Source organism: Pseudomonas sp. ICMP22404 (genome assembly GCF_006227205.1).
Lineage (GTDB): Bacteria > Pseudomonadota > Gammaproteobacteria > Pseudomonadales > Pseudomonadaceae > Aquipseudomonas.
This window is the reverse complement of record NZ_VCNG01000004.1, coordinates 56,690-76,851: the sequence shown is the minus strand read 5'-3', so window position 1 is coordinate 76,851 and position 20,162 is coordinate 56,690. Positions and strand designations below refer to the sequence as shown.

Here is a 20,162-nt window from a genome sequence, read left to right as displayed (position 1 = left end):
CAGCTCAGTCGTCGAGCAATTGCCGCACCCGCTCGGCAATCGCCAAGCAAGATGTCAGCCCTGGCGATTCGATGCCGAACAGGTTGATCAGCCCAGGTACCTGGTGCTCGGCGGCGCTACTGATATGGAAGTCGCGGGAGGGTTCGCCGGGGGCGGAGATCTTCGGGCGGATGCCGCTGTAGGCCGGTTGCAGGCTGTGGTCGGGCAGGTCGGGCCAGTAAGTGCGAATCGCCGGGTAGAAGGTTTCGGCGCGCGCCGGATCGACCCGATAATCCTCGTGTTCGACCCATTCGATGTCAGGCCCGAAACGGGCCTGGCCCGCCAGGTCCAGGGTCATGTGGATGCCCAGCCCGGCGGCTTCCGGAGCCGGGTAGACCAGATGCCGGAAGGGCGCACGTCCGGCAAGGCTGAAGTAATTGCCCTTGCACAAATAGTCGGGGGGCACTGTTTGCGCCGGCAGGCCCTCCATGCGACGGGCGAGGGCGGGCGCCTGGAGGCCGGCGGCGTTGATCAGTCGGCGGCAGGACAGCTTCATCTGGGCCGTGCCACCCAACTCCAGCAGAAACTGCCCCGCGCCGATGCGAACCCCCAGCAACGGCGTGTGGAAGGCCAGGTTCGCGCCGGCCGCTTCGGCATCGCCTTGCAAGGCCAGCATCAAGGCATGGGAATCGACAATGCCCGTGGAAGGCGAATACAACGCGGCGACACACGCCAGCGCCGGCTCCAGGGCCAACGCCTGCTCCTGATCGAGCAGGCGCAAGTCGTCCACGCCGTTCGTCAAGCCGCGTTCCAGCAAGACCTGGAGGCCGGCCACCTGCGCCGGGTCCTTGGCGACGATCAGCTTGCCGAGCCGGCGAGTCGTCACGCCGTGGCTTTCGCAATAGGCGTACAGCCGGTGCCGACCTTCGACGCACAACCGGGCCTTGAGGCTGCCCGGAGGGTAGTAGATGCCGGCATGGATGACTTCGGAATTGCGCGAACTGGTGCCCATGCCGATGGCGCCGCCGGCTTCGATCAACAGCACCTCATGGCCGGCCTGGGCCATCTCCCGGGCCACGGCCAGACCGACGACCCCCGCACCCACCACCACGCACTCGATATCGACGCTCAAGCTCTTTGCTCCTTCAGGGCTGCGTGACGTTCAGGGTAGCCCTGCCTGGAAGGCAGGTGAAGACGATGTCCATGGAAAAGAGCGATGTTAAAAAATGTTAGATTGAAAAAATACTTCACAGGATCTGTTCATTGGTGGATGATCGAAACCAACCTGTAGGACAAAGCTCGCTACAAGACCCACCAGAACGGTTCGTTGTCTTTTCCGGAGTGCCTCATGAATAACAAGAATGTCGGTGTGATTGGTCTCGGCGCGATGGGCCTGGGCATTGCCCGCTCGTTGCTGCGCGCAGGCTTCAATGTGCATGCCTGCGATGTGCGTGCCGCCGTCACCGAACAATTTGCCGGCGAGGGCGGGGTGGCCTGTGCATCACCCGCCGACATGGCGGCTCAATGCGATGTGATCATCACCGTGGTGGTGAACGCCGAGCAGACCGACACGGTGTTGTTTGGCGAGAACGGTGCCGTGCAAGCCTTGCGCGAGGGCAGCCTGGTTATCGGTTGTGCCACCGTGGCGCCGACCTTTGCCGTGGAGCTGGGCCAGCGCCTGGCGCAGACTGGCCTGCTGTACCTCGACGCGCCGATCTCCGGCGGCGCGGCCAAGGCTGCGGCTGGCGAGATGACCATGATGACCTCAGGCCCGGCGCCGGCCTACGCCAAGGCCGAAGCTGTCCTGGCGGGCATGGCGGGCAAGGTCTATCGCCTGGGCGATGTCCACGGCCTGGGTTCAAAAGTCAAAATCATCAATCAATTGCTGGCCGGCGTACACATCGCGGCCTCGGCCGAAGCCATGGCCCTGGGGCTGCGTGAAGGCGTGGATGCCGATGCGTTGTACGAAGTGATCACCCACAGCGCCGGCAACTCCTGGATGTTCGAAAACCGCGTGCCGCACATCCTCAAGGCTGACTACACGCCCCTGTCGGCGGTGGACATCTTCGTCAAGGATCTGGGCCTGGTGCTCGATACCGCCCGCGTCAGCAAATTTCCGTTGCCGTTGTCGGCCACCGCGCACCAGATGTTCATGCAGGCCTCCAGCGCCGGTTTCGGCCGGGAGGATGATTCGGCGGTGATCAAGATTTTCCCGGGCATCGACTTGCCGACCGCCAAGCCCGATTCGATCTGAGGAGCCGCCATGACCCCTTCCAACGCGCGCCCGCTGCTGGGCTGCATTGCCGACGACTTCACGGGTGCCACGGACTTGGCCAACATGCTGGTGCGCGGCGGCATGCGTACGGTGCAGAGCATCGGCATCCCTGGTGCCGAAGACGCTGAAGGCCTGGCGGCCGATGCGATCGTGATTGCCCTCAAGTCGCGAACCCTGCCTGTGGCCGAGGCCATCGACGAATCCCTCGCGGCGCTGGCTTGGCTGCGTGAACGGGGGTGTCAGCAGATTTTCTTCAAATACTGCTCGACCTTCGATTCGACCGCCGCGGGCAATATCGGCCAGGTGAGCGAAGCTCTGCTCAAGGCCCTGGACAGTGATTTCACCCTGGTTTGCCCGGCGTTTCCGGAAAACGGCCGGACGATTTTCCGCGGCCATCTGTTCGTGCAGGACCAGTTGCTGAACGAGTCGGGCATGCAGCACCACCCGTTGACGCCGATGACCGACGCCAACCTGGTGCGTGTGCTGCAAGCCCAGACTTCCCTCGAGGTTGGCCTGTTGCGCTACGACAGTGTCGCCCAGGGCGTGGATGCAGTGCGGGCGAAGATGACCGAGTTGCGCGCCCAGGGCGTCGGCATGGCCATCGCCGACGCATTGTCCGATGCGGACCTGTACACCCTCGGCGCGGCCTGCGCGGACTTGCCCTTGCTGACGGGCGGCTCCGGGCTGGCCCTAGGGCTGCCGGACAACTTCCGGCGAGCCGGCCAGCTGAGGGACTTCGATGTGTCGACGCTGCCCCAGGTTCCTGGCGGTGAAGTGGTTTTGGCTGGCAGCGCGTCAATCGCCACCAATGGACAAGTGGCCGCCTGGCTCGAGGCTGGGCGGCCGGCCTTGCGCATCGATCCCGTGGCGTTGGCGGCTGGTGAGCCGGTGGTCGCCCGAGCCCTGGCGTTTGCCCGCGACGCGGCGGACACCGTGCTGATCTATGCCACCAACAGCGCCGATGAAGTCAAGGCTGTGCAGCAACAGTTGGGCGCTGGTCGGGCCGGTGCGCTGGTGGAGAACGCCTTGGGCGAGATCGCCCGGGGTTTGCGCGAGCAAGGTGTACGGCGTTTCGTGATTGCCGGTGGCGAAACCTCCGGCGCCGTGGTCAAGGCGCTGGAGGTGACGCTGTTGCAGATCGGTGCGCAGATCGATCCGGGTGTGCCTGCCACCCTCAGCAGTGGCGCGGAACCGCTGGCCCTGGCACTCAAGTCGGGCAATTTCGGCGGTCGCGATTTCTTCGCCAAGGCCCTCGCGCAATTGGCCGGAGGCGCCCGATGAGCCCCGAAAGCGCCTTGCGTGAAGAGATCTGCGAAGTCGGCCTGAGCCTCTATCAGCGTGGCTACACCGTCGGCAGCGCCGGCAACATCAGCGCCCGGCTCGACGATGGCTGGCTGATCACGCCGACCGATGCCTGCCTGGGACGTCTCGATCCAGCGGCCATTGCCAAGGTCAATGCCGCCGGCGATTGGGTGTCCGGACACAAGCCGTCCAAGACCCTGGCGTTGCATCGCCAGGTCTACGACCGCAACCCGACGGTCGGCGGCGTGGTGCACACCCACTCCACCCATCTGGTGGCGCTGACCCTGGCCGGGGTCTGGCGGCCCGACGACATCTTGCCGCCGCTCACGCCTTATCAGGTGATGAAGGTCGGGCACATTCCGTTGATCGGCTACCAGCGTCCCGGCTCGCCCAACGTGGCCGAGCAGGTGGCGCAACTGGCCAATCGGGTTCGCGGCGTGATGCTCGAACGCCTGGGCCCGGTGCTCTGGGAAAGTACGGTGTCCCGGGCCAGCTACGCCCTGGAAGAGTTGGAAGAGACCGCGCGGCTCTGGCTGATGAGCAATCCCAGGCCCGAGCCGCTCGATCAGGCGGCACTGGATGAGCTGCGCGCTATCTTCGGCGCCGATTGGTAAGGGATCCGCCACAAGAACCAAAGCCTTGCACAGCCAGTGGCGAGGGGATTGATTCCCTCGCTACCGGTGTCGTGCGGGCTGGCTGAAAAAACAATAACAACAGGATTCACTCCATGACCCACTTCAATCGCAGTGTTTGTCGCGCAAGCGTTCTCCCGATCCCCTCCGGAGGGTCGCGCCCATGAGCCCGGTCATCCTGATGATCACGGCCGGTGCCGGGATCGCGCTGTTGCTGTTCCTGGTGCTCAAGTACAAGTTCCAACCGTTCGTGGCGCTGATGCTGGTGAGCATCCTGGTGGCGCTGGTGGCCGGGGTGAAACCGGCCGACCTGGTGGCGACCATTGAAGGCGGCATGGGCAAGACCCTCGGCCATATCGCAATCATCATCGCCCTGGGCGCGATGATCGGGCGCATCATCGAGTTGTCGGGCGGCGCCGAGGCCCTGGCGAAAACTCTGATCGAACGCTTTGGCAACCGGCGTACACCGCTGGCCCTGACCATCGCTGGCTTCATCATCGGCGTGCCGGTGTTCTTCGAGGTGGGTGTCATCATCCTCATGCCGCTGGCCTATGGCGTGGCTCGTAGTGCCCGCAAGCCGTTGCTGGTGTTCGCCTTGCCGATGTGCGCGGCGTTGCTCACGGTGCATGCGTTCCTGCCGCCGCATCCAGGGGCCGTGGCGGCGGCCAGCCAGTTGGGTGCCGACCTGGGCCGTGTGTTGATGTTCGGCCTGCCGCTGACCGCCTTTCTGTGTTTTGTCGGCTATAAGGTGGCAGGGCGCATGACGCGTCGCTTCTATCCGATGACCGACGACATCCGCGCTGAAGTCTACGGCCCCCACGTCACCAACGACGACCTGGCCGCCTGGAGCAATGGCAACGGCAGGGATCCGGTGCAAGCCGCCGTTGCGGTGTCCCATATGGGACTGGAAGAGTCCACCGGCTCGCTGGTCGCCAAGCTGCCACCGGCGCCGCCACCGGGGTTCGGCCTGATTGTGGGATTGATCCTGTTGCCGATCGTGCTGATCCTGCTGGGGACGCTGTCGACCACGCTGCTGCCGGTGGAATCCACGGTTCGTGGGGTCATGACGGTGCTGGGTGCGCCGCTGGTGGCCTTGCTGATCGACACCTTGCTTTGCGCCTGGCTGTTGGGCTCACGGCGGGGCTGGAGTCGCACCCAAGTGTCCGATGTGATCGGCTCGGCGTTGCCCGGGGTGGCGATGGTGATCCTGATCGCCGGTGCCGGTGGCGTCTTTGGCAAGGTGCTGGTGGACACCGGGATCGGTGCGGTGGTGTCCGAGATGTTGCGCACCACCGGGTTGCCGGTGCTGGCGCTGGGCTTTTTGCTGACCATGCTGCTGCGCGCCGTGCAAGGTTCGACCACGGTAGCGCTGGTGACCACCGCCGGTATCATCAGTCCGTTGATCGCGACGCTCGGCCTGACCCCCAATCACCTGGGGCTGCTGTGCCTGGCCATGGGCGGTGGCGGGCTGGCGATGTCTCACATCAACGACGCCGGCTACTGGATTTTCACTAAACTGGCAGGGCTCAACGTGGCGGACGGCCTGCGCACCTGGACCGTGATCACTACGCTGCTCGGTACACTCGGTTTCGGTATCACCTTGTTGATCTGGCCTTTTGTTTAAGGAATATCGGTATGCCTCGTTTCGCAGCCAATCTCAGCATGCTCTACCCGCAACATGATTTCCTCGACCGTTTCGCGGCCGCGGCGGCCGATGGTTTCGATGCCGTGGAATACCTGTTCCCCTACGAGTACGGCCCCGAGGTGCTCAAGCAGCGGCTGGATGACCACGGCCTCGTCCAGGCGCTCTTCAACGCACCGCCCGGGGATTGGACGGCGGGGGAGCGGGGGCTGGCGACGTTGCCGGGGCGCGAGCAGGAATTTCGTCAAGGCTTCGAGCGTGCCCTGGAATACGCCGCGGTGCTCGGCAACTCGAACATTCATGTGATGGCGGGCTTGCTCCCGTCCGAAGCCGAGCGTGCCCGGCACCACGCCGTGTACCTGGAAAACCTCGCCTACGCCACGACCCAGGCGGCGAAAGCCGGGATCACGGTGTTGCTGGAGCCGATCAACACCCGGGACATGCCAGGCTTTTTCCTCAATCGTCAGGATCAGGCCCATGCCATTTGCCGGGAGGTGGGGGCGGATAACCTCAAGGTCCAGTTCGATTGCTACCACTGCCAGATCGTCGAGGGCGACCTGGCGAGCAAACTCAGGCGCGACTTCAGCGGTATCGGGCATGTCCAGATCGCCGGCGTGCCGGATCGGCATGAGCCGGACCTGGGGGAGGTTCATTATCCGTTCCTGTTCGGATTGCTGGACGAGCTGGGCTATGACGGCTGGGTCGGCTGCGAATACCGTCCCCGTGGCGATACCTCGGCCGGCCTGCAGTGGCTGCGGGACTGGAAAGCGTTCTAGGAACTGTGAGAAATGGTGGTGGGTCAGCCGGCTTTGATGTTGACTGATCCATTGCCATCGCGAGCAGGCTCGCTCCCACAGAGATTTCGGCTGTTCGCAAGATTCCCGTTCGCCATCAATCCCCTGTGGGAGCGAGCCTGCTCGCGATGGCGGTGGGTCAGCTTGCATCGATGTTATTTGTGCCGCCATCATCGCGGGCAAGCCCGGTTCCCACACTGATTTCGGCTGTTCGCCAGATTCCCGTTCGCCATCAATCCCCCTGTGGGAGCGAGCCTGCTCGCGATGGCGGTGGGTCAGCTTGCATCGATGTTATTTGTGCCGCCGTCATCGCGGGCAAGCCCAGCTCCCACAGAGATTTCGGCTGTTCGCCAGATTCCCGTTCGCCATCAATCCCCTGTGGGAGCGAGCCTGCTCGCGATGGCGGTGGGTCAGCTTGCATCGATGTTATTTGTGCCGCCGTCATCGCGGGCAAGCCCAGCTCCCACACTGATTTCGGCTGTTCGCCAGATTCCCGTTCGCCATCAATCCCCTGTGGGAGCGAGCCCGCTCGCGATAGCGATGGAGCGGCTTGCGACGAGGTCAGGCAGGCTGCCCATCCGGCAGCAGCAACTCGACGCCCTGCTTGCGAATGCCATCGGCTGCCGCCGGTGCCAGGGCGTTGTCGCTGATGATGAAGTCGAACTGCTCCAGCCCGGCGATGCGGTACATGCTGAAGGTGCCATACTTGGAACTGCTGGCCACCAGTACCACTTGCGAGGCCGACTGCATCGCCACCTGCTTGACCTCCACTTTCAAGGCCGACGGCGTGGTGATGCCCCGTTGCAGGTCCCACGAACTGGTGGACATGAAGGCAATGTCCGTCACCACCTGACGCAAGGTCGCCACCGCCAGCCCGCCGACGCAAGAGTGGTTGGAATGATCCAACTGCCCGCCGGTATGAATCACCGTCACCTGCGGCGCTTCCATCAGCGCCTGGACCACGCCGAAATCGTTGGTCACCACCGTCATTCCCGACAACGCCTTGATGTAGGGCACGATCTCCAGCGTGCTGGTGCCGGCATCCAGGTACACCGTCATGTCATCCTTCAACAGCCTGGCTGCCAGTTTGGCCATGGCCTGCTTCTGCGGCAGCTCCACCACGGCCTTGGACTGGTGGCTCGGCTCGCTGTGCAGCTGGCTGGCGATACGCACCCCACCCGTCACCGAATAAGCCCGGCCTTCCTGTTCCAGCAGGGCAATGTCGCGACGCACGGTCATGTGCGAGCAATCGAACATCTCCATCAACTGATGGACGCTCAGCACCTGATGCTTGCGCAACTGACGCAGGATCTGTTCCCGGCGCTGCTCGGGAATCATCGGTGCGGGGCTGTCGTTGGCCATGTCCTTGGGGGTGGGCATCGGTGTGGACTCGGTGACTGATAGGGCAGGGGAGCGGACATAGTAACGAATCTGCGGGAGGCGGACGAGGAACAAAGCCGAGCAAGCTACCTCGCCACGATTGTCTTTCCACAGCCATAAAAAAACCCGCATCTCGCGATACGGGTTTTTTCACTGCGACGGGGTTCAGGCAATCAGCCTGTCAGGCCCGCCTGCTGGACCAGGGTCAGCAACGGCTGTGGGTACACACCGAGGAAGAACGCCAGGATGGCGATGGCCAGCAGCATCACGCCGCCCGCTTTCTGTTCCCAGTGCAACTCGGCGTCGTGGCGACGCAGGTTGGGTTCCATCAGGTACAGGGTGACCATGACACGCAGGTAGTAGAACACGCCGATGGCACTGCCCAGCACCAGGGAGCCGACCAGCCACCATTGGTGAGCCTCGACGCCGGTGGCGACGATGTAGAACTTGCCGATGAAGCCGGCGGTCAGTGGGATGCCGGCCAGGGACAGCATCATCACGGTCAGCACGGCGGTCAGGTACGGACGACGCCAGAACAGGCCGCGGTATTCGTACAGGGCGTCGGCGTCACGGCCGTTGTAAGGCGAGGACATCAGGGTGATCACACCGAAGGCGCCGAGGCTGGTGATCACGTAGGTGACCAGGTACACGCCGATGGCTTCCACCGCCAGGCCTTTGCTGGCGATCAGGGCGATCAGCAGGTAACCGAAGTGGGCGATGGACGAGTAACCCAGCAGACGCTTGAGGTTGCTCTGGGTCAGTGCCAGCAGGTTACCGAACAGGATCGACACGATGGCGATGATGGTCAGCACGTTGCTCAGTACGCCACTGCTGGCCACTGGCGAGATCTGGAACAGACGCACCATCACCGCGAACACCGCCACTTTCGAGGCCGTGGCCAGGAACGCCGCCACCGGCGCCGGGGCGCCTTCGTAGACGTCCGGGGTCCAGAGGTGGAACGGTACCAGCGACAGCTTGAACGCCAGGCCGATCAGCATCATGCCCAGGCCCAGTTGTGCGATCGGGCTAGGCAGGCCGGTGGCCGCCAGGGCCTGGCCGATACCGACGAAGCTCAGGGTACCGGCTTCCGCGTAGAGCAGCGCCATGCCGAACAACAGGAACGCCGAACCGGCCGCCGACAGCACCATGTACTTGATGCCGGCTTCCAGGGAGCGCTTGTTGAAGAAGGCGTAGGCCACCAGGCCGTAGACTGGCACCGACAGCAGTTCCAGGCCGATGAACAGGCTGGCCAGGTGCTGCGCGCTGACCAGGACCAGGCCACCGGCGGCGGCCATCAGGATCAGCAGGTACAGTTCTTCACGGTTGCCCGGGTAACCCGAACCGCCATCGCCGAGGTAGGCGTGGGCGAGGGTGACACAGGCCAGGGTGGCGACCAGGATCAACGCCATGTACAGGCAGGCGAAGCTGTCGATCTGCAGCAACGGCGTGACCGCCAGTGGCGCGACTTTTAGGGCCGGCAGGATCGACAGCAAGGCCAGGTTCAGCCCCGCCACCGACAGCAGGAAGGTCTGTGAGTGATTGCGCCGCCAGGCGATCGCCAGCATCACCACGATGATCGTGGCGCTGGTGATCAGCAGCGGTGCAAGCGCGATAAAGTGTTGAATCGTGAATTCCATAGCGCTCTTACCGGGCCGAAGCGAGTTGAGAGAAGGCGGTGCCGAGCCACTGCTGCACGCCATGCATGGTGGCGGCAGACGTGTCGAGGAACGGCTGCGGGTAGACGCCGAGGTAGACCAGCAGCATCGCCAGGCCCAGCACCATGATCAGTTCGCGACCGTCCATGCCGCGCAGCACTTCGTCCGACTTCGACGGGCCGAAGTAGGCGCGGTGGATCATGATCAGCGAATAGACCGAACCGAACACCAGGCCGGAGGTGGCGATGGCGATGATCCACGGCGCGCTGACGAAGGTACCGATCAGGATCAGGAACTCGCCGACGAAGTTGCCGGTTCCCGGCAGGCCCAGGGAGGCGGCCGCGAAGAACAGGCTGATGGCCGGCAGGTAGGCGATGCGCGACCATAGGCCACCCATCTCACGCATGTCCCGGGTGTGCAGGCGCTCGTACAACTGGCCGCTGAGGATAAACAGTGCCGCCGCCGACAGACCGTGGGCGAGCATCTGGATCACCGCGCCTTGCAGGGCGAGCTGGCTGCCGGAGTAGATCCCGATCAGCACGAAGCCCATGTGCGAGACGCTGGAGAAGGCGATCAGGCGCTTGATGTCGGTCTGGGCGAACGCCAGGAACGCACCGTAGAAGATCCCGATCAGGCCCAGGGTCATCGCAATCGGCGCGAACTCGGCCGAGGCGTTGGGGAACAGCGGCAGGGCGAAACGCAGCAGGCCGTAGGCCGCTGTCTTCAGCAAGATACCGGCCAGGTCCACGGAACCTGCGGTCGGCGCCTGGGCGTGGGCATCCGGCAGCCAGGAGTGGAACGGCACCACCGGCAGCTTCACCGCGAAAGCGATGAAGAAGCCCAGCATCAGCACGTACTCGGTGCTGCGCGACATCTGCACTTTCAACAGGTCGGCGTAGTTGAAGGTAATCACGCCGGTGTTATTGAAGTTGACCAGCACCAGGCCAAGGATCGCCACCAACATGATCAGGCCGGACGCCTGGGTGAAGATGAAGAACTTGGTCGCCGCGTAGATCCGGGTCTTCTTGCCGTCCGAAGAACTGTGACCCCAGAGCGCGATGAGGAAGTACATCGGCACCAGCATCATTTCCCAGAAGAAGAAGAACATGAACAGGTCCAGCGCCAGGAACACGCCGACGACACCGCCCAGGATCCACATCAGGTTCAAGTGGAAGAAGCCGACGTGACGCTGGATCTCTTTCCAGGAGCAGAGTACCGAGAGGATACCCAGCAGGCCGGTCAGCAGGATCATCAGCAGCGACAGGCCATCAAGGGCCAGGTGCACGCTGATGCCGAAGCGTTCGATCCAGAGGTGCTTGAATTCAAGCGCCCAGGTCGGGTTGGCACCAGGGGCCGGGGCGAATGAATAGTCACCGGTCGCCCACAGCCAGAGGCCGAGCGCGAGTTCCAGGGACATGGTCAGCAGCGCAATCCAGCGCGGGAGCGTGGAGCTGGAGCGCTCCGCGATCCAGCACAGCAGGCCGCCGATGAAGGGGATCAGGATTAGCCAGGGCAGAATCATGACGGGCTCGTTTCCTTTCGCAAGTTCGCAAGGTTCATATCAGACCGCTACCAGCACGATGGCGCCGATAACCAGCACGGCGCCAGCCGCCATGGAAGCCGCATACCAACGCAGTTGACCGGTCTCGGTACGGCTCAGGGCAGTGTGGCCGCCCTTGGCCATGCGCGGGATCAGGCCAATGGTCTGGTCGAGCGGGTCTTTGCGCAGAATGTGGCTGATCGCAAGGTATGGCTTGACGAACAGTTTGTCGTAGATCCAGTCGAAGCCCCAGGCAGCGAACCACCAGGCCGAAAGGACACGGCCGAGGCCGCTGTTGGCGATGGCCGTGACGAAGCGACGCTTGCCCAGGAACAGCAGGGCGGACAGCAGGATACCCGCCAGGGCGATGGCGCCGGAGGCGATTTCCAGGCTGTGCTTGGCTTCGCCGCCGGCATGGCCGACGCTCTCCGGCAGTACACCGTGCAACGGCGGGGTGATCATGGCGCCGACGAAGGTCGACAGCACGATCAGCACCGACAGCGGCAGCCAATGGGCAATCCCGTGGCCGGCGTGGGCTTCGGTCTTGGCTTCACCATGGAACGCGATGAAGATCAGGCGGAAGGTGTACAGCGAGGTCATGAACGCACCCACCAGGCCGGCATAGAGCAGGCCCTGGTTACCGCTGGCGAACGCTTCCCAGAGGATCTCGTCCTTGGAGTAGAAGCCGGCGGTCACCAGTGGCAGGGCCGCCAGGGCCGCGCCGCCGACGATGAAGCTGGCGTAGGCCAACGGCAGTTTCTTCCACAGGCCGCCCATCTTGAAAATGTTCTGCTCGTGGTGGCAGGCAACGATCACCGCACCGGAAGCAAGGAACAGCAGGGCCTTGAAGAAGGCGTGGGTCATCAGGTGGAAGATCGCGCCTTCCCAGGCACCGACGCCCAGGGCCAGGAACATGTAGCCGATCTGGCTCATGGTGGAGTAGGCGAGGATCCGCTTGATGTCGGTCTGTACCAGGGCGGCAAAGCCGGCCAGTACCAGGGTCACGCCGCCGACGATGCCCACCAGGTGGAGGATGTCCGGCGCCAGGGCGAACAGGCCATGGGTACGGGCGATCAGGTAGACGCCAGCGGTCACCATGGTGGCAGCGTGGATCAGAGCCGATACCGGCGTAGGGCCGGCCATCGCGTCCGCCAACCAGGTCTGCAGCGGCAGTTGCGCGGATTTACCGACAGCGCCGCCCAGCAGCATCAGGGTCGCCAGGACGATCCAGAAGTCGCCGACCTTGAAGTGCTCGGGTGCCTTGACCAGCAGTTCCTGGATGTTCAGCGTGCCCAGTTGCTGGAACAGGATGAACAGGCCGATGGCCATGAACACGTCGCCGATGCGGGTGACGATGAACGCCTTGAGTGCCGCGTTGCCGTTGTTGCGGTTGCTGTAGTAGAAACCGATCAACAGGTACGAGCACAGGCCCACGCCTTCCCAGCCGAAGTACAGGAACAACAGGTTATCGCCAAGCACCAGGAACAGCATGCTGGCGATGAACAGGTTGGTGTAGGCGAAGAAGCGCGAGTAACCGGCTTCACCGCGCATGTACCAGGACGCGAACAGGTGGATCAGGAAACCCACGCCGACCACGACGCCCAGCATGGTGACCGACAGGCCGTCGATGTACAGGGCGAAGTTCGGCGTGAAACCTTCCACCGCCATCCATTGCCACAGCACCAGGGTGTAGTGACCACCTTCGGGCGGTGCGACGTTGAATTGCCAGATCACGTAGGCGGCGACAATCGCCGACAGGCCGATGGAGCCGACGCCGATCAGGGCCGAAAGATTTTCCGAGAGACGTCCACGGGAGAACGCCAGCAGCAGGAAACCAATCAGGGGAAATACGAAAGTCAGAAAGATCATGTTCATCCGCGCATCTCACTGGCAGCGTCGATATCGAGCGTGTGGAAGCGGCGATACAGCTGCAACAGGATCGCCAGGCCGATACTGGCCTCGGCGGCTGCCAGGCTGATCACCAGGATGAACATGATCTGTCCATCGGGCTGCGCCCAGCGAGCGCCCGCGACGATGAAGGCCAGGGCGGCGGCATTCATCATGACCTCCAGGCTCATCAGCACGAACAGAATGTTGCGGCGGACCATCAGGCCGACCAGACCGAGACAGAACAGGATGCCGGCAACCGCCAGACCGTGTTCGAGAGGGATAGCAGGCATGTGATTACTCCTTCGCCTCGTTACGGCCCAAATGGAACGCCGTGACGGCTGCGGCAAGCAGCAGCATCGAGGCGAGTTCGACCACCAGCAGGTACGGACCGAACAGGCTGATGCCCACGGTCTTGGCGCCTACGGTGGTGTGGCCGATGGCCTGGCCGCTCTGGTGAGCGAACAGCACATACAGCAGTTCACCCAGCAGCAGGGCGGCGAGAATCACCGGCCCCGCCCAGATACCGGGCTTGAGCCAGTTGCGCTCCTGCTGGACCGAGGCCGGGCCGAGGTTCAGCATCATCACCACGAACACGAACAGCACCATGATGGCGCCGGCGTAGGCGATCACTTCCAAGGCCCCGGCGAACGGCGCGCCGAGAGCGAAGAAGGTCATGGCCACGGCGATGAGCGAAATGATCAGGTAGAGCAGGGCATGTATGGGGTTGGTGTTGGTGACCACACGAAGCGTGGACACCACCGCGATACCCGATGCGAAATAGAAAGCGAATTCCATCTTTCTTCCTTAAGGCAGCAAGCTCTTCACGTTGATCGGTTCGGCTTCGTTCTGCGCGGCGCCTTTCGGCTTACCGGCAATGGCCATACCTGCAACACGATAGAAGTTGTAATCAGGGTTTTTACCGGGACCGGAAATCAGCAGATCTTCTTTCTCGTACACCAGGTCCTGACGTTTGAAATCCGCCATTTCGAAATCCGGCGTGAGCTGGATCGCGGTGGTCGGGCATGCTTCCTCGCAGAGGCCGCAGAAAATGCAGCGCGAGAAGTTGATGCGGAAGAAGTCCGGGTACCAGCGACCGTCTTCGGTTTCAGCTTTCTGCAGCGAGATGCAGCCTACCGGGCAGGCCACGGCGCACAGGTTGCACGCTACGCAGCGCTCTTCGCCGTCGGGGTCGCGGGTCAGGACGATGCGGCCGCGGTAACGCGGTGCCAGGTAGACCGGCTCTTCCGGGTATTGCAGGGTGTCGCGCTTGCGAAAGCCATGGCCGAAGATCATGACCAGGCTTCGCAGTTGGGTACCGGTACCCTTAACGATGTCGCCAATATATTTGAACATGGGTCAAATCCTCACTGAACCGCGGCCGCAGGCGTGTTCATCAACACGATCGCAGCGGTCACCAGCAAATTGATCAGGGTCAGCGGCAGGCAGAATTTCCAGCTGAAGTCCATCACCTGGTCGTAGCGTGGGCGCGGGATCGAGGCGCGCAGCAAAACGAACAGCATGATGAAGAACGCGGTCTTCAGGGCGAACCACACGAAGGACAGTTGCGGCAGGATGTCGAACGGACCGTGCCAGCCGCCGAAGAACAACGTCACCAGCAGTGCCGAGATCAGGACGATACCGATGTACTCGCCCACGAAGAACATGCCCCATTTCATGCCGGCATATTCAATGTGGTAACCGTCGGCCAGTTCCTGTTCCGCTTCCGGCTGGTCGAACGGGTGACGGTGAGTCACCGCCACGCCAGCGACGAAGAACGTACAGAAGCCGAAGAACTGCGGAATGATGAACCACAGGTGCTGGGCCTGGTACTCGACGATGTCGCGCATGTTGAACGAACCGGCCTGGACCACCACGCCCATCAGCGCCAGACCCATGAACACTTCATAGGACACGGTCTGGGCCGAAGCCCGCAGGCTGCCCAGCAGGGCGAACTTGTTGTTGCTCGACCAGCCGGCGAACAGCACCGCGTACACCGACAGGCCGGCCATGGCGAAGAAGAACAGCAGGCCGATGTTCAGGTCCGCCACGCCCCAGGTCGGGGTGATCGGGATGATCGCGAAGGCGATCAGCAAGGCGCTCATGGCCACCACCGGTGCCAGGGTGAAGATCACCTTGTCGGCAAACGGTGGTGTCCAGTCTTCCTTGAAGAACATCTTGATCATGTCGGCGGCGATCTGGAACATGCCGTACGGGCCGACGCGGTTCGGACCGTAGCGGTCCTGCCACCAGCCCAGCAGGCGACGTTCGACAAAGCTCAGCAGCGCGCCTGTGACCACCACGGCCAGCAGGATCACGATGGCCTTGAGGACCGTCAGGATCACAGCGATCACTTCAGGGGTGAACCAGCTCATTGCGCTGCCTCCTGCAGACCGTCGACGGTTTTACCGAACACCGCCGGCGGGATTCCCGCCAGGCCAGCCGGCAGGGCCACCAGGCCGGCGCCCAGTTCTTCATTGATGCGCAGCGGCAGACGCAGGGTCTGGCCGGCCACGTTCAGGCTCAGCAGGGCGCCATCGTTGACACCCAGGCGGTCGGCTTCGGACTTGGCCAGCGCCACGTAGGCGGCCGGGATGCGTTCCTGAACCGGCGCGGCCTTGGAAGAGTTCTCTTCGCTGCCGAACAGGTGATGGAACGGCACGACCTGCCAGGTGCCCGGTGCCGGGTTGAAGGCACGCGGTACGCTGGCGAACCAGCTCAGGCCATCGCCCTGGCTTTCGATCAGGCGGGTGCCTGGATCACCGGCACGCAGGTGACCACCGACTTCGTCCTGGAACTTGTTCCAGGCCTGCGGCGAGTTCCAGCCCGGCGACCAGGCGAACGGCACTTGCGAGCGCGGTTCGGCGGAGCCCGAGTAACCTTCCATGGAGAAGGCGAACGCGGTGTCCTGGTCCTGCGGGGTGCGTGGTTCGTGAACGTTGATGTTCGCGCGCATGGCGGTGCGGCCGGAGTAACGCAGCGGTTCACGTGCCAGTTTCAGGCCCTTGATGCGGAACGAGGCGGACGGCGCGGCGTCGACGATGCCGGCCAGTTGCGCGGTGCTCGAGGCACAGGCAGCAGTGACGTGGTCGAGTTGCGTCCAGTCGATCGGCTGGTTCAGCAGGGTGGCGCGCAGGGCGTGCAGCCAGCGCCAGCCTTCGTGGACCAGGATGCTGGCGTCCAGGTATTGCGGATCGAAGACCTGGAAGAAGCGCTGGGCGCGGCCTTCCTGGCTGACCAGCGTACCGTCGCCTTCGGCGAAGCTCGCCGCCGGCAGCACCAGGTGGGCGCGGTCGGTGGTGGCGGTCTTCTGGTGGTCGGCGACGATCACCACTTTCGCGGCGTTCAGCGCGGCGTCCACACGGGCTTTGTCGGTGCGGGTGTACAGGTCGTTCTCCAGCACCACGATGGCGTCGGCGCTGCCGTCGATCACGGCTTGCAGGGCTGCATCCACCGATTCGCCACCGAGCATGGCCAGGCCGAGGCTGTTGGCTTCCGGCACGACCAGGCTGATGGAACCGTTCTTCTCGCGCAGTTTCAGGGCCTTGGCGATGTTGGCGGCGGCCTCGATCAGGGCCTTGGAGCCCAGGGAGGTACCGGCGATCACCAGCGGACGCTTGGCCGCCAGCAGGGCGTCGGCGATGCGCTGGACCAGGGCGGTCGCTTCGCTGTCCAGGCCTTCGACGGCCGGGGCGCTGGCGTCCAGGGCGTGGGCCACGGCAAAGCCGATGCGCGCCAGGTCGTCAGGGGCGGCGTGAACGCATTCCTCGGCGACGTCGTCGAGCTTGGTTTCAGCCAGGCTGGCGATGAACAGCGGGTTCAGCTCATGCTGGCCGATGTTCTTCACGGCAGCGTCGAGCCACGGCTGGACGCGCATGGCGTCGGCCATGTCTTCGGCCTTGCCCTTGACCGACTGGCGCAGGGCCAGGGCCATGCGTGCGGCGGTCTGGGTGAGGTCTTCGCCGAGAACGAACACGGCGTCGTGGTCTTCGATGTCACGCATCGTCGGCACGGGCAGCGGGCTGTCCTTGAGCACTTGCAACACCAGGCGGATGCGCTCCAGCTCAGCGGCTTCGATACCGCTGTAGAAGTGCTCGGCGCCGACCAGTTCACGCAGTGCGTAGTTGCTTTCCAGGCTGGCCCGTGGCGAACCGATACCGACAATGTTGCGGCCGCGCAGCAGTTCGGCGGCCTTGTCCAGGGCGGCGTCCAGGCTCAGCTTGGTACCGTCGGCCAGCAGCGGCTGGCGTGGGCGGTCCGTGCGGTTGACGTAGCCGTAGCCGAAGCGGCCGCGGTCGCACAGGAAATACTGGTTCACCGAACCGTTGTAGCGGTTCTCGATGCGACGCAGTTCGCCGTAGCGCTCGCCCGGGCTGATGTTGCAACCGCTGGAGCAGCCGTGGCAGATGCTTGGCGAGAACTGCATGTCCCACTTGCGGTTGTAGCGCTCGGAGTGGGTCTTGTCGGTGAACACACCGGTCGGGCAGACCTCGGTGAGGTTGCCGGAGAATTCGCTTTCCAGGGTGCCGTCTTCAACGCGACCGAAGTACACGTTGTCGTGGGCGCCGAACACGCCCAGGTCGGTGCCGCCGGCGTAGTCCTTGTAATAGCGCACGCAGCGGTAGCAGGCGATGCAGCGGTTCATCTCGTGGGAGATGAACGGGCCCAGTTGCTGGTTCTGGTGGGTGCGTTTCTTGAAGCGATAACGGCGCTCGTTGTGGCCGGTCATCACGGTCATGTCTTGCAGGTGGCAGTGACCGCCTTCCTCGCAGACCGGGCAGTCGTGCGGGTGATTGGTCATCAGCCATTCGACGACACTGGCGCGGAACGCCTTGGATTCTTCATCGTCGATGGAGATCCAGGTGTTGTCGGTGGCGGGGGTCATGCAGGACATGACGATCCGACCACGGGTGTCGTTCTCGTCGGTGTACTGCTTGACCGCGCACTGGCGGCAGGCCCCGACGCTACCAAGCGCGGGATGCCAGCAGAAATATGGGATGTCGAGGCCTAGCGACAGACATGCCTGTAACAGGTTGTCTGCCCCGTCGACTTCGAGCGCTTTGCCGTCTACGTGGATAGTGGCCATGGTTCAAAGTTCTTCGTTGGCCCGGTGTCAGCGGGCGTGGCTAATGGAATCTTGTCGTTCGTCCGAATCCAAACAGCCTGCAAAGGCGTCATCGGACGAAAGGCGAAGGGCACGGACCCTTCGCCTTCTTAAGCGTGTTACGCGCCGACCATGGTCGGCGTGACCACCTGATTGAGATCGCCTGCGCGGGTAGGCGCGATGCCGGCCTCGAATTCAGAGCGGAAGTATTTGATCGCGCTGCCCAACGGCTCCACGGCACCCGGTGCGTGAGCACAGAAGGTCTTGCCTGGGCCGAGGAAACCCACCAGACCCAGCAGGGTCTCGATGTCGCCGGGCTGGCCTTCGCCGTTCTCGATGGCCATCAGCAGCTTGACGCTCCAGGGCAGGCCATCGCGGCAAGGGGTGCAGAAGCCGCAGGACTCACGGGAGAAAAACTGCTCCATGTTGCGCAGCAGCGAAACCATGTTGACGCTGTCGTCCACCGCCATGGCCAGGCCGGTACCCATCCGGGTGCCCACCTTGGCGATGCCGCCGGCATACATTTGTGCGTCCAGGTGTTCCGGCAACAGGAAACCGGTACCGGCACCGCCGGGCTGCCAGCACTTGAGCTTGTAGCCGTCGCGCATGCCGCCGGCGTAATCCTCGAACAGCTCGCGGCCGGTGACGCCGAAGGGCAGTTCCCACAGGCCGGGGTTCTTGACCTTGCCGGAGAAGCCCATGAGCTTGGTGCCCATGTCTTCGCTGCCGTCGCGGGCCAGGGATTTGTACCAGTCCACGCCGTCGGCGATGATCGCCGGCACGTTGCACAGGGTCTCGACGTTGTTCACGCAGGTCGGCTTGCCCCACACGCCCACGGCGGCAGGGAAGGGCGGTTTGGAACGCGGGTTGGCGCGGCGGCCTTCCAGGGAGTTGATCAGTGCGGTTTCTTCACCGCAGATGTAACGCCCGGCACCGGTGTGGACGAACAGCTCGAAATCGAAGCCGCTGCCCAGGATGTTCTTGCCCAGGAGGCCCGCAGCCTTGGCTTCTTCCACGGCACGGTTCAGGTGCTTGGCGGCGGTGGTGTATTCGCCGCGCAGGAAGATGTAGCCACGGTAGGTTTTCAGCGCACGGGCGCTGATCAGCATGCCTTCGATCAGCAGATGGGGCAGTTGCTCCATCAGCATGCGGTCCTTCCAGGTATTGGGTTCCATTTCATCCGCGTTGCAGAGCAGGTAGCGGATGTCGATGGATTCGTCCTTGGGCATCAGGCCCCACTTCACGCCGGTGGGGAAGCCCGCACCGCCGCGACCCTTGAGGCCGGAGTCCTTCACGGTCTGGACGATGTCGTCCTGGGCCATGTCGGCGAACGCCTTGCGCGCGGCGGCGTAGCCGTTCTTGGCCTGGTACTCGTCCAGCCACACGGCTTCGCCGTCGTCACGCAGGCGCCAGGTCAGGGGATGGGTTTCGGCCGAGCGCTTGATGCGGTTGGCGGGCCCGAAGGAAGTCAGGGTCATACGTAGCCCTCCAGCAATTTGGCGACGCCAGCGGGTGCAACGTCACCGAAGGTGTCGTCGTCGATCATCAGCGCCGGGGCCTTGTCGCAATTGCCCAGGCAGCACACCGGCAGCAGCGTGAAGCGGCCGTCGGCGGTGGTCTGGCCGAGGCCGATGCCCAGCTTGCTCTGGATTTCGCTGACCACGGATTCGTGGCCACCGATGTAGCAGACCATGCTGTCGCAGACGCGAATGATGTGGCGGCCTACGGGCTGGCGGAAGATCTGGCTGTAGAAGGTGGCGACGCCTTCGACGTCGCTCGCCGGGATGCCGAGGATCTCGCCGATGGCGTAGAGCGCGCCGTCAGGCACCCAGCCACGTTCCTTCTGGACGATCTTCAGGGCTTCGATCGACGCCGCGCGCGGGTCTTCGTAGTGATGCAGCTCGTGCTCGATGGCCGAGCGCTCGGTTTCGCTCAGGGCGAAACGGTCTGTCTGGATAAGCGTGCTGTTCAT

General features: G+C 63.7%; 17 protein-coding genes. 5 read left to right on the top strand and 12 right to left on the bottom strand.

The genetic code is table 11. The annotated features are described in order from the left end of the window. Positions 1–4 precede the first annotated feature (4 nt). The gene (locus tag FGE05_RS08605) at positions 5–1,111 is read right to left on the bottom strand and encodes an NAD(P)/FAD-dependent oxidoreductase (protein ID WP_139643843.1); all 1,107 of its coding nucleotides are present in this window, start codon (positions 1,109–1,111) and stop codon (positions 5–7) included. 216 nt (positions 1,112–1,327) lie between these two features. Between FGE05_RS08605 and ltnD the strand changes: the two genes are divergently transcribed. The 5 genes from ltnD (at position 1,328) to otnI (ending at position 6,606) form a co-directional block, all read left to right on the top strand. Continuing rightward, positions 1,328–2,233: an L-threonate dehydrogenase gene (ltnD, locus tag FGE05_RS08600; RefSeq protein ID WP_139643841.1), complete on the top strand. Its 906-nt coding sequence runs from the start codon at positions 1,328–1,330 to the stop codon at positions 2,231–2,233. A gap of 9 nt (positions 2,234–2,242) precedes the next feature. Beyond that, positions 2,243–3,535, top strand: a complete 1,293-nt coding sequence (gene otnK / locus FGE05_RS08595; protein WP_139643839.1) for a 3-oxo-tetronate kinase — start codon at positions 2,243–2,245, stop codon at positions 3,533–3,535. Beyond that, positions 3,532–4,170 (top strand): aldolase, encoded by a 639-nt coding sequence (locus FGE05_RS08590; RefSeq protein WP_139643837.1) that lies wholly within the window; start codon positions 3,532–3,534, stop codon positions 4,168–4,170. The genes otnK and FGE05_RS08590 overlap by 4 nt, the downstream gene beginning before the upstream one ends. A 181-nt stretch (positions 4,171–4,351) precedes the next feature. Beyond that, positions 4,352–5,812, top strand: coding sequence for an SLC13 family permease (locus FGE05_RS08585; protein WP_139643834.1), 1,461 nt, complete (start codon positions 4,352–4,354; stop codon positions 5,810–5,812). Positions 5,813–5,823: 11 nt separating this feature from the next. Then, positions 5,824–6,606 (top strand): 2-oxo-tetronate isomerase, encoded by a 783-nt coding sequence (gene otnI, locus FGE05_RS08580; RefSeq protein ID WP_139643831.1) that lies wholly within the window; start codon positions 5,824–5,826, stop codon positions 6,604–6,606. 579 nt (positions 6,607–7,185) lie between these two features. Here otnI and FGE05_RS08575 read toward each other — a convergent pair. From FGE05_RS08575 to nuoE, 11 genes are all read right to left on the bottom strand, one after another. Beyond that, complete coding sequence (locus tag FGE05_RS08575) at positions 7,186–8,004, bottom strand: DeoR/GlpR family DNA-binding transcription regulator (RefSeq protein ID WP_041024330.1); 819 nt, start codon at positions 8,002–8,004, stop codon at positions 7,186–7,188. 173 nt (positions 8,005–8,177) lie between these two features. Continuing rightward, positions 8,178–9,641 (bottom strand): NADH-quinone oxidoreductase subunit NuoN, encoded by a 1,464-nt coding sequence (nuoN, locus tag FGE05_RS08570; protein ID WP_024779325.1) that lies wholly within the window; start codon positions 9,639–9,641, stop codon positions 8,178–8,180. 7 nt (positions 9,642–9,648) lie between these two features. Next, a complete protein-coding gene (gene nuoM, locus FGE05_RS08565) occupies positions 9,649–11,181 on the bottom strand; it encodes an NADH-quinone oxidoreductase subunit M (protein WP_024779324.1) in 1,533 nt (510 codons plus the stop codon). 39 nt (positions 11,182–11,220) lie between these two features. Beyond that, the gene (gene nuoL, locus FGE05_RS08560) at positions 11,221–13,074 is read right to left on the bottom strand and encodes an NADH-quinone oxidoreductase subunit L (protein ID WP_139643828.1); all 1,854 of its coding nucleotides are present in this window, start codon (positions 13,072–13,074) and stop codon (positions 11,221–11,223) included. Then, complete coding sequence (gene nuoK / locus FGE05_RS08555; protein ID WP_017131317.1) at positions 13,071–13,379, bottom strand: NADH-quinone oxidoreductase subunit NuoK; 309 nt, start codon at positions 13,377–13,379, stop codon at positions 13,071–13,073. The genes nuoL and nuoK overlap by 4 nt, the downstream gene beginning before the upstream one ends. Before the next feature lie 4 nt (positions 13,380–13,383). After that, positions 13,384–13,884, bottom strand: a complete 501-nt coding sequence (gene nuoJ / locus FGE05_RS08550) for an NADH-quinone oxidoreductase subunit J (protein WP_024779321.1) — start codon at positions 13,882–13,884, stop codon at positions 13,384–13,386. Positions 13,885–13,893: 9 nt separating this feature from the next. Then, positions 13,894–14,442: an NADH-quinone oxidoreductase subunit NuoI gene (gene nuoI / locus FGE05_RS08545; RefSeq protein ID WP_024779320.1), complete on the bottom strand. Its 549-nt coding sequence runs from the start codon at positions 14,440–14,442 to the stop codon at positions 13,894–13,896. An 11-nt stretch (positions 14,443–14,453) separates the two neighbouring features. Further along, positions 14,454–15,461: an NADH-quinone oxidoreductase subunit NuoH gene (gene nuoH / locus FGE05_RS08540; RefSeq protein ID WP_139643823.1), complete on the bottom strand. Its 1,008-nt coding sequence runs from the start codon at positions 15,459–15,461 to the stop codon at positions 14,454–14,456. Then, positions 15,458–18,172 carry an NADH-quinone oxidoreductase subunit NuoG gene (gene nuoG, locus FGE05_RS08535; RefSeq protein WP_139643821.1) on the bottom strand — a complete coding sequence of 905 codons (2,715 nt, stop codon included), beginning with the start codon at positions 18,170–18,172 and terminating at the stop codon, positions 15,458–15,460. Before nuoG ends, nuoH begins: the two co-directional genes overlap by 4 nt. Positions 18,173–18,309: 137 nt before the next feature. Beyond that, positions 18,310–19,668 carry an NADH-quinone oxidoreductase subunit NuoF gene (gene nuoF, locus FGE05_RS08530; RefSeq protein ID WP_024779317.1) on the bottom strand — a complete coding sequence of 453 codons (1,359 nt, stop codon included), beginning with the start codon at positions 19,666–19,668 and terminating at the stop codon, positions 18,310–18,312. Beyond that, positions 19,665–20,162, bottom strand: coding sequence for an NADH-quinone oxidoreductase subunit NuoE (gene nuoE, locus FGE05_RS08525; protein ID WP_024779316.1), 498 nt, complete (start codon positions 20,160–20,162; stop codon positions 19,665–19,667). The genes nuoF and nuoE overlap by 4 nt, the downstream gene beginning before the upstream one ends.

What these genes read in the sequence shown, in the direction of transcription:
- nuoI (WP_024779320.1), bottom strand. Translation starts at nt 14,442, where the DNA reads ATGTTCAAATATATTGGCGACATCGTTAAGGGTACCGGTACCCAACTG.
- nuoN (WP_024779325.1), bottom strand. Translation starts at nt 9,641, where the DNA reads ATGGAATTCACGATTCAACACTTTATCGCGCTTGCACCGCTGCTGATC.
- otnI (WP_139643831.1), top strand. Translation starts at nt 5,824, where the DNA reads ATGCCTCGTTTCGCAGCCAATCTCAGCATGCTCTACCCGCAACATGAT.
- ltnD (WP_139643841.1), top strand. Translation starts at nt 1,328, where the DNA reads ATGAATAACAAGAATGTCGGTGTGATTGGTCTCGGCGCGATGGGCCTG.
- nuoH (WP_139643823.1), bottom strand. Translation starts at nt 15,461, where the DNA reads ATGAGCTGGTTCACCCCTGAAGTGATCGCTGTGATCCTGACGGTCCTC.
- nuoM (WP_024779324.1), bottom strand. Translation starts at nt 11,181, where the DNA reads ATGATTCTGCCCTGGCTAATCCTGATCCCCTTCATCGGCGGCCTGCTG.
- nuoJ (WP_024779321.1), bottom strand. Translation starts at nt 13,884, where the DNA reads ATGGAATTCGCTTTCTATTTCGCATCGGGTATCGCGGTGGTGTCCACG.
- nuoE (WP_024779316.1), bottom strand. Translation starts at nt 20,162, where the DNA reads ATGAACAGCACGCTTATCCAGACAGACCGTTTCGCCCTGAGCGAAACC.
- FGE05_RS08585 (WP_139643834.1), top strand. Translation starts at nt 4,352, where the DNA reads ATGAGCCCGGTCATCCTGATGATCACGGCCGGTGCCGGGATCGCGCTG.
- nuoK (WP_017131317.1), bottom strand. Translation starts at nt 13,379, where the DNA reads ATGCCTGCTATCCCTCTCGAACACGGTCTGGCGGTTGCCGGCATCCTG.
- otnK (WP_139643839.1), top strand. Translation starts at nt 2,243, where the DNA reads ATGACCCCTTCCAACGCGCGCCCGCTGCTGGGCTGCATTGCCGACGAC.
- nuoL (WP_139643828.1), bottom strand. Translation starts at nt 13,074, where the DNA reads ATGAACATGATCTTTCTGACTTTCGTATTTCCCCTGATTGGTTTCCTG.
- nuoG (WP_139643821.1), bottom strand. Translation starts at nt 18,172, where the DNA reads ATGGCCACTATCCACGTAGACGGCAAAGCGCTCGAAGTCGACGGGGCA.
- nuoF (WP_024779317.1), bottom strand. Translation starts at nt 19,668, where the DNA reads ATGACCCTGACTTCCTTCGGGCCCGCCAACCGCATCAAGCGCTCGGCC.
- FGE05_RS08575 (WP_041024330.1), bottom strand. Translation starts at nt 8,004, where the DNA reads ATGCCCACCCCCAAGGACATGGCCAACGACAGCCCCGCACCGATGATT.
- FGE05_RS08590 (WP_139643837.1), top strand. Translation starts at nt 3,532, where the DNA reads ATGAGCCCCGAAAGCGCCTTGCGTGAAGAGATCTGCGAAGTCGGCCTG.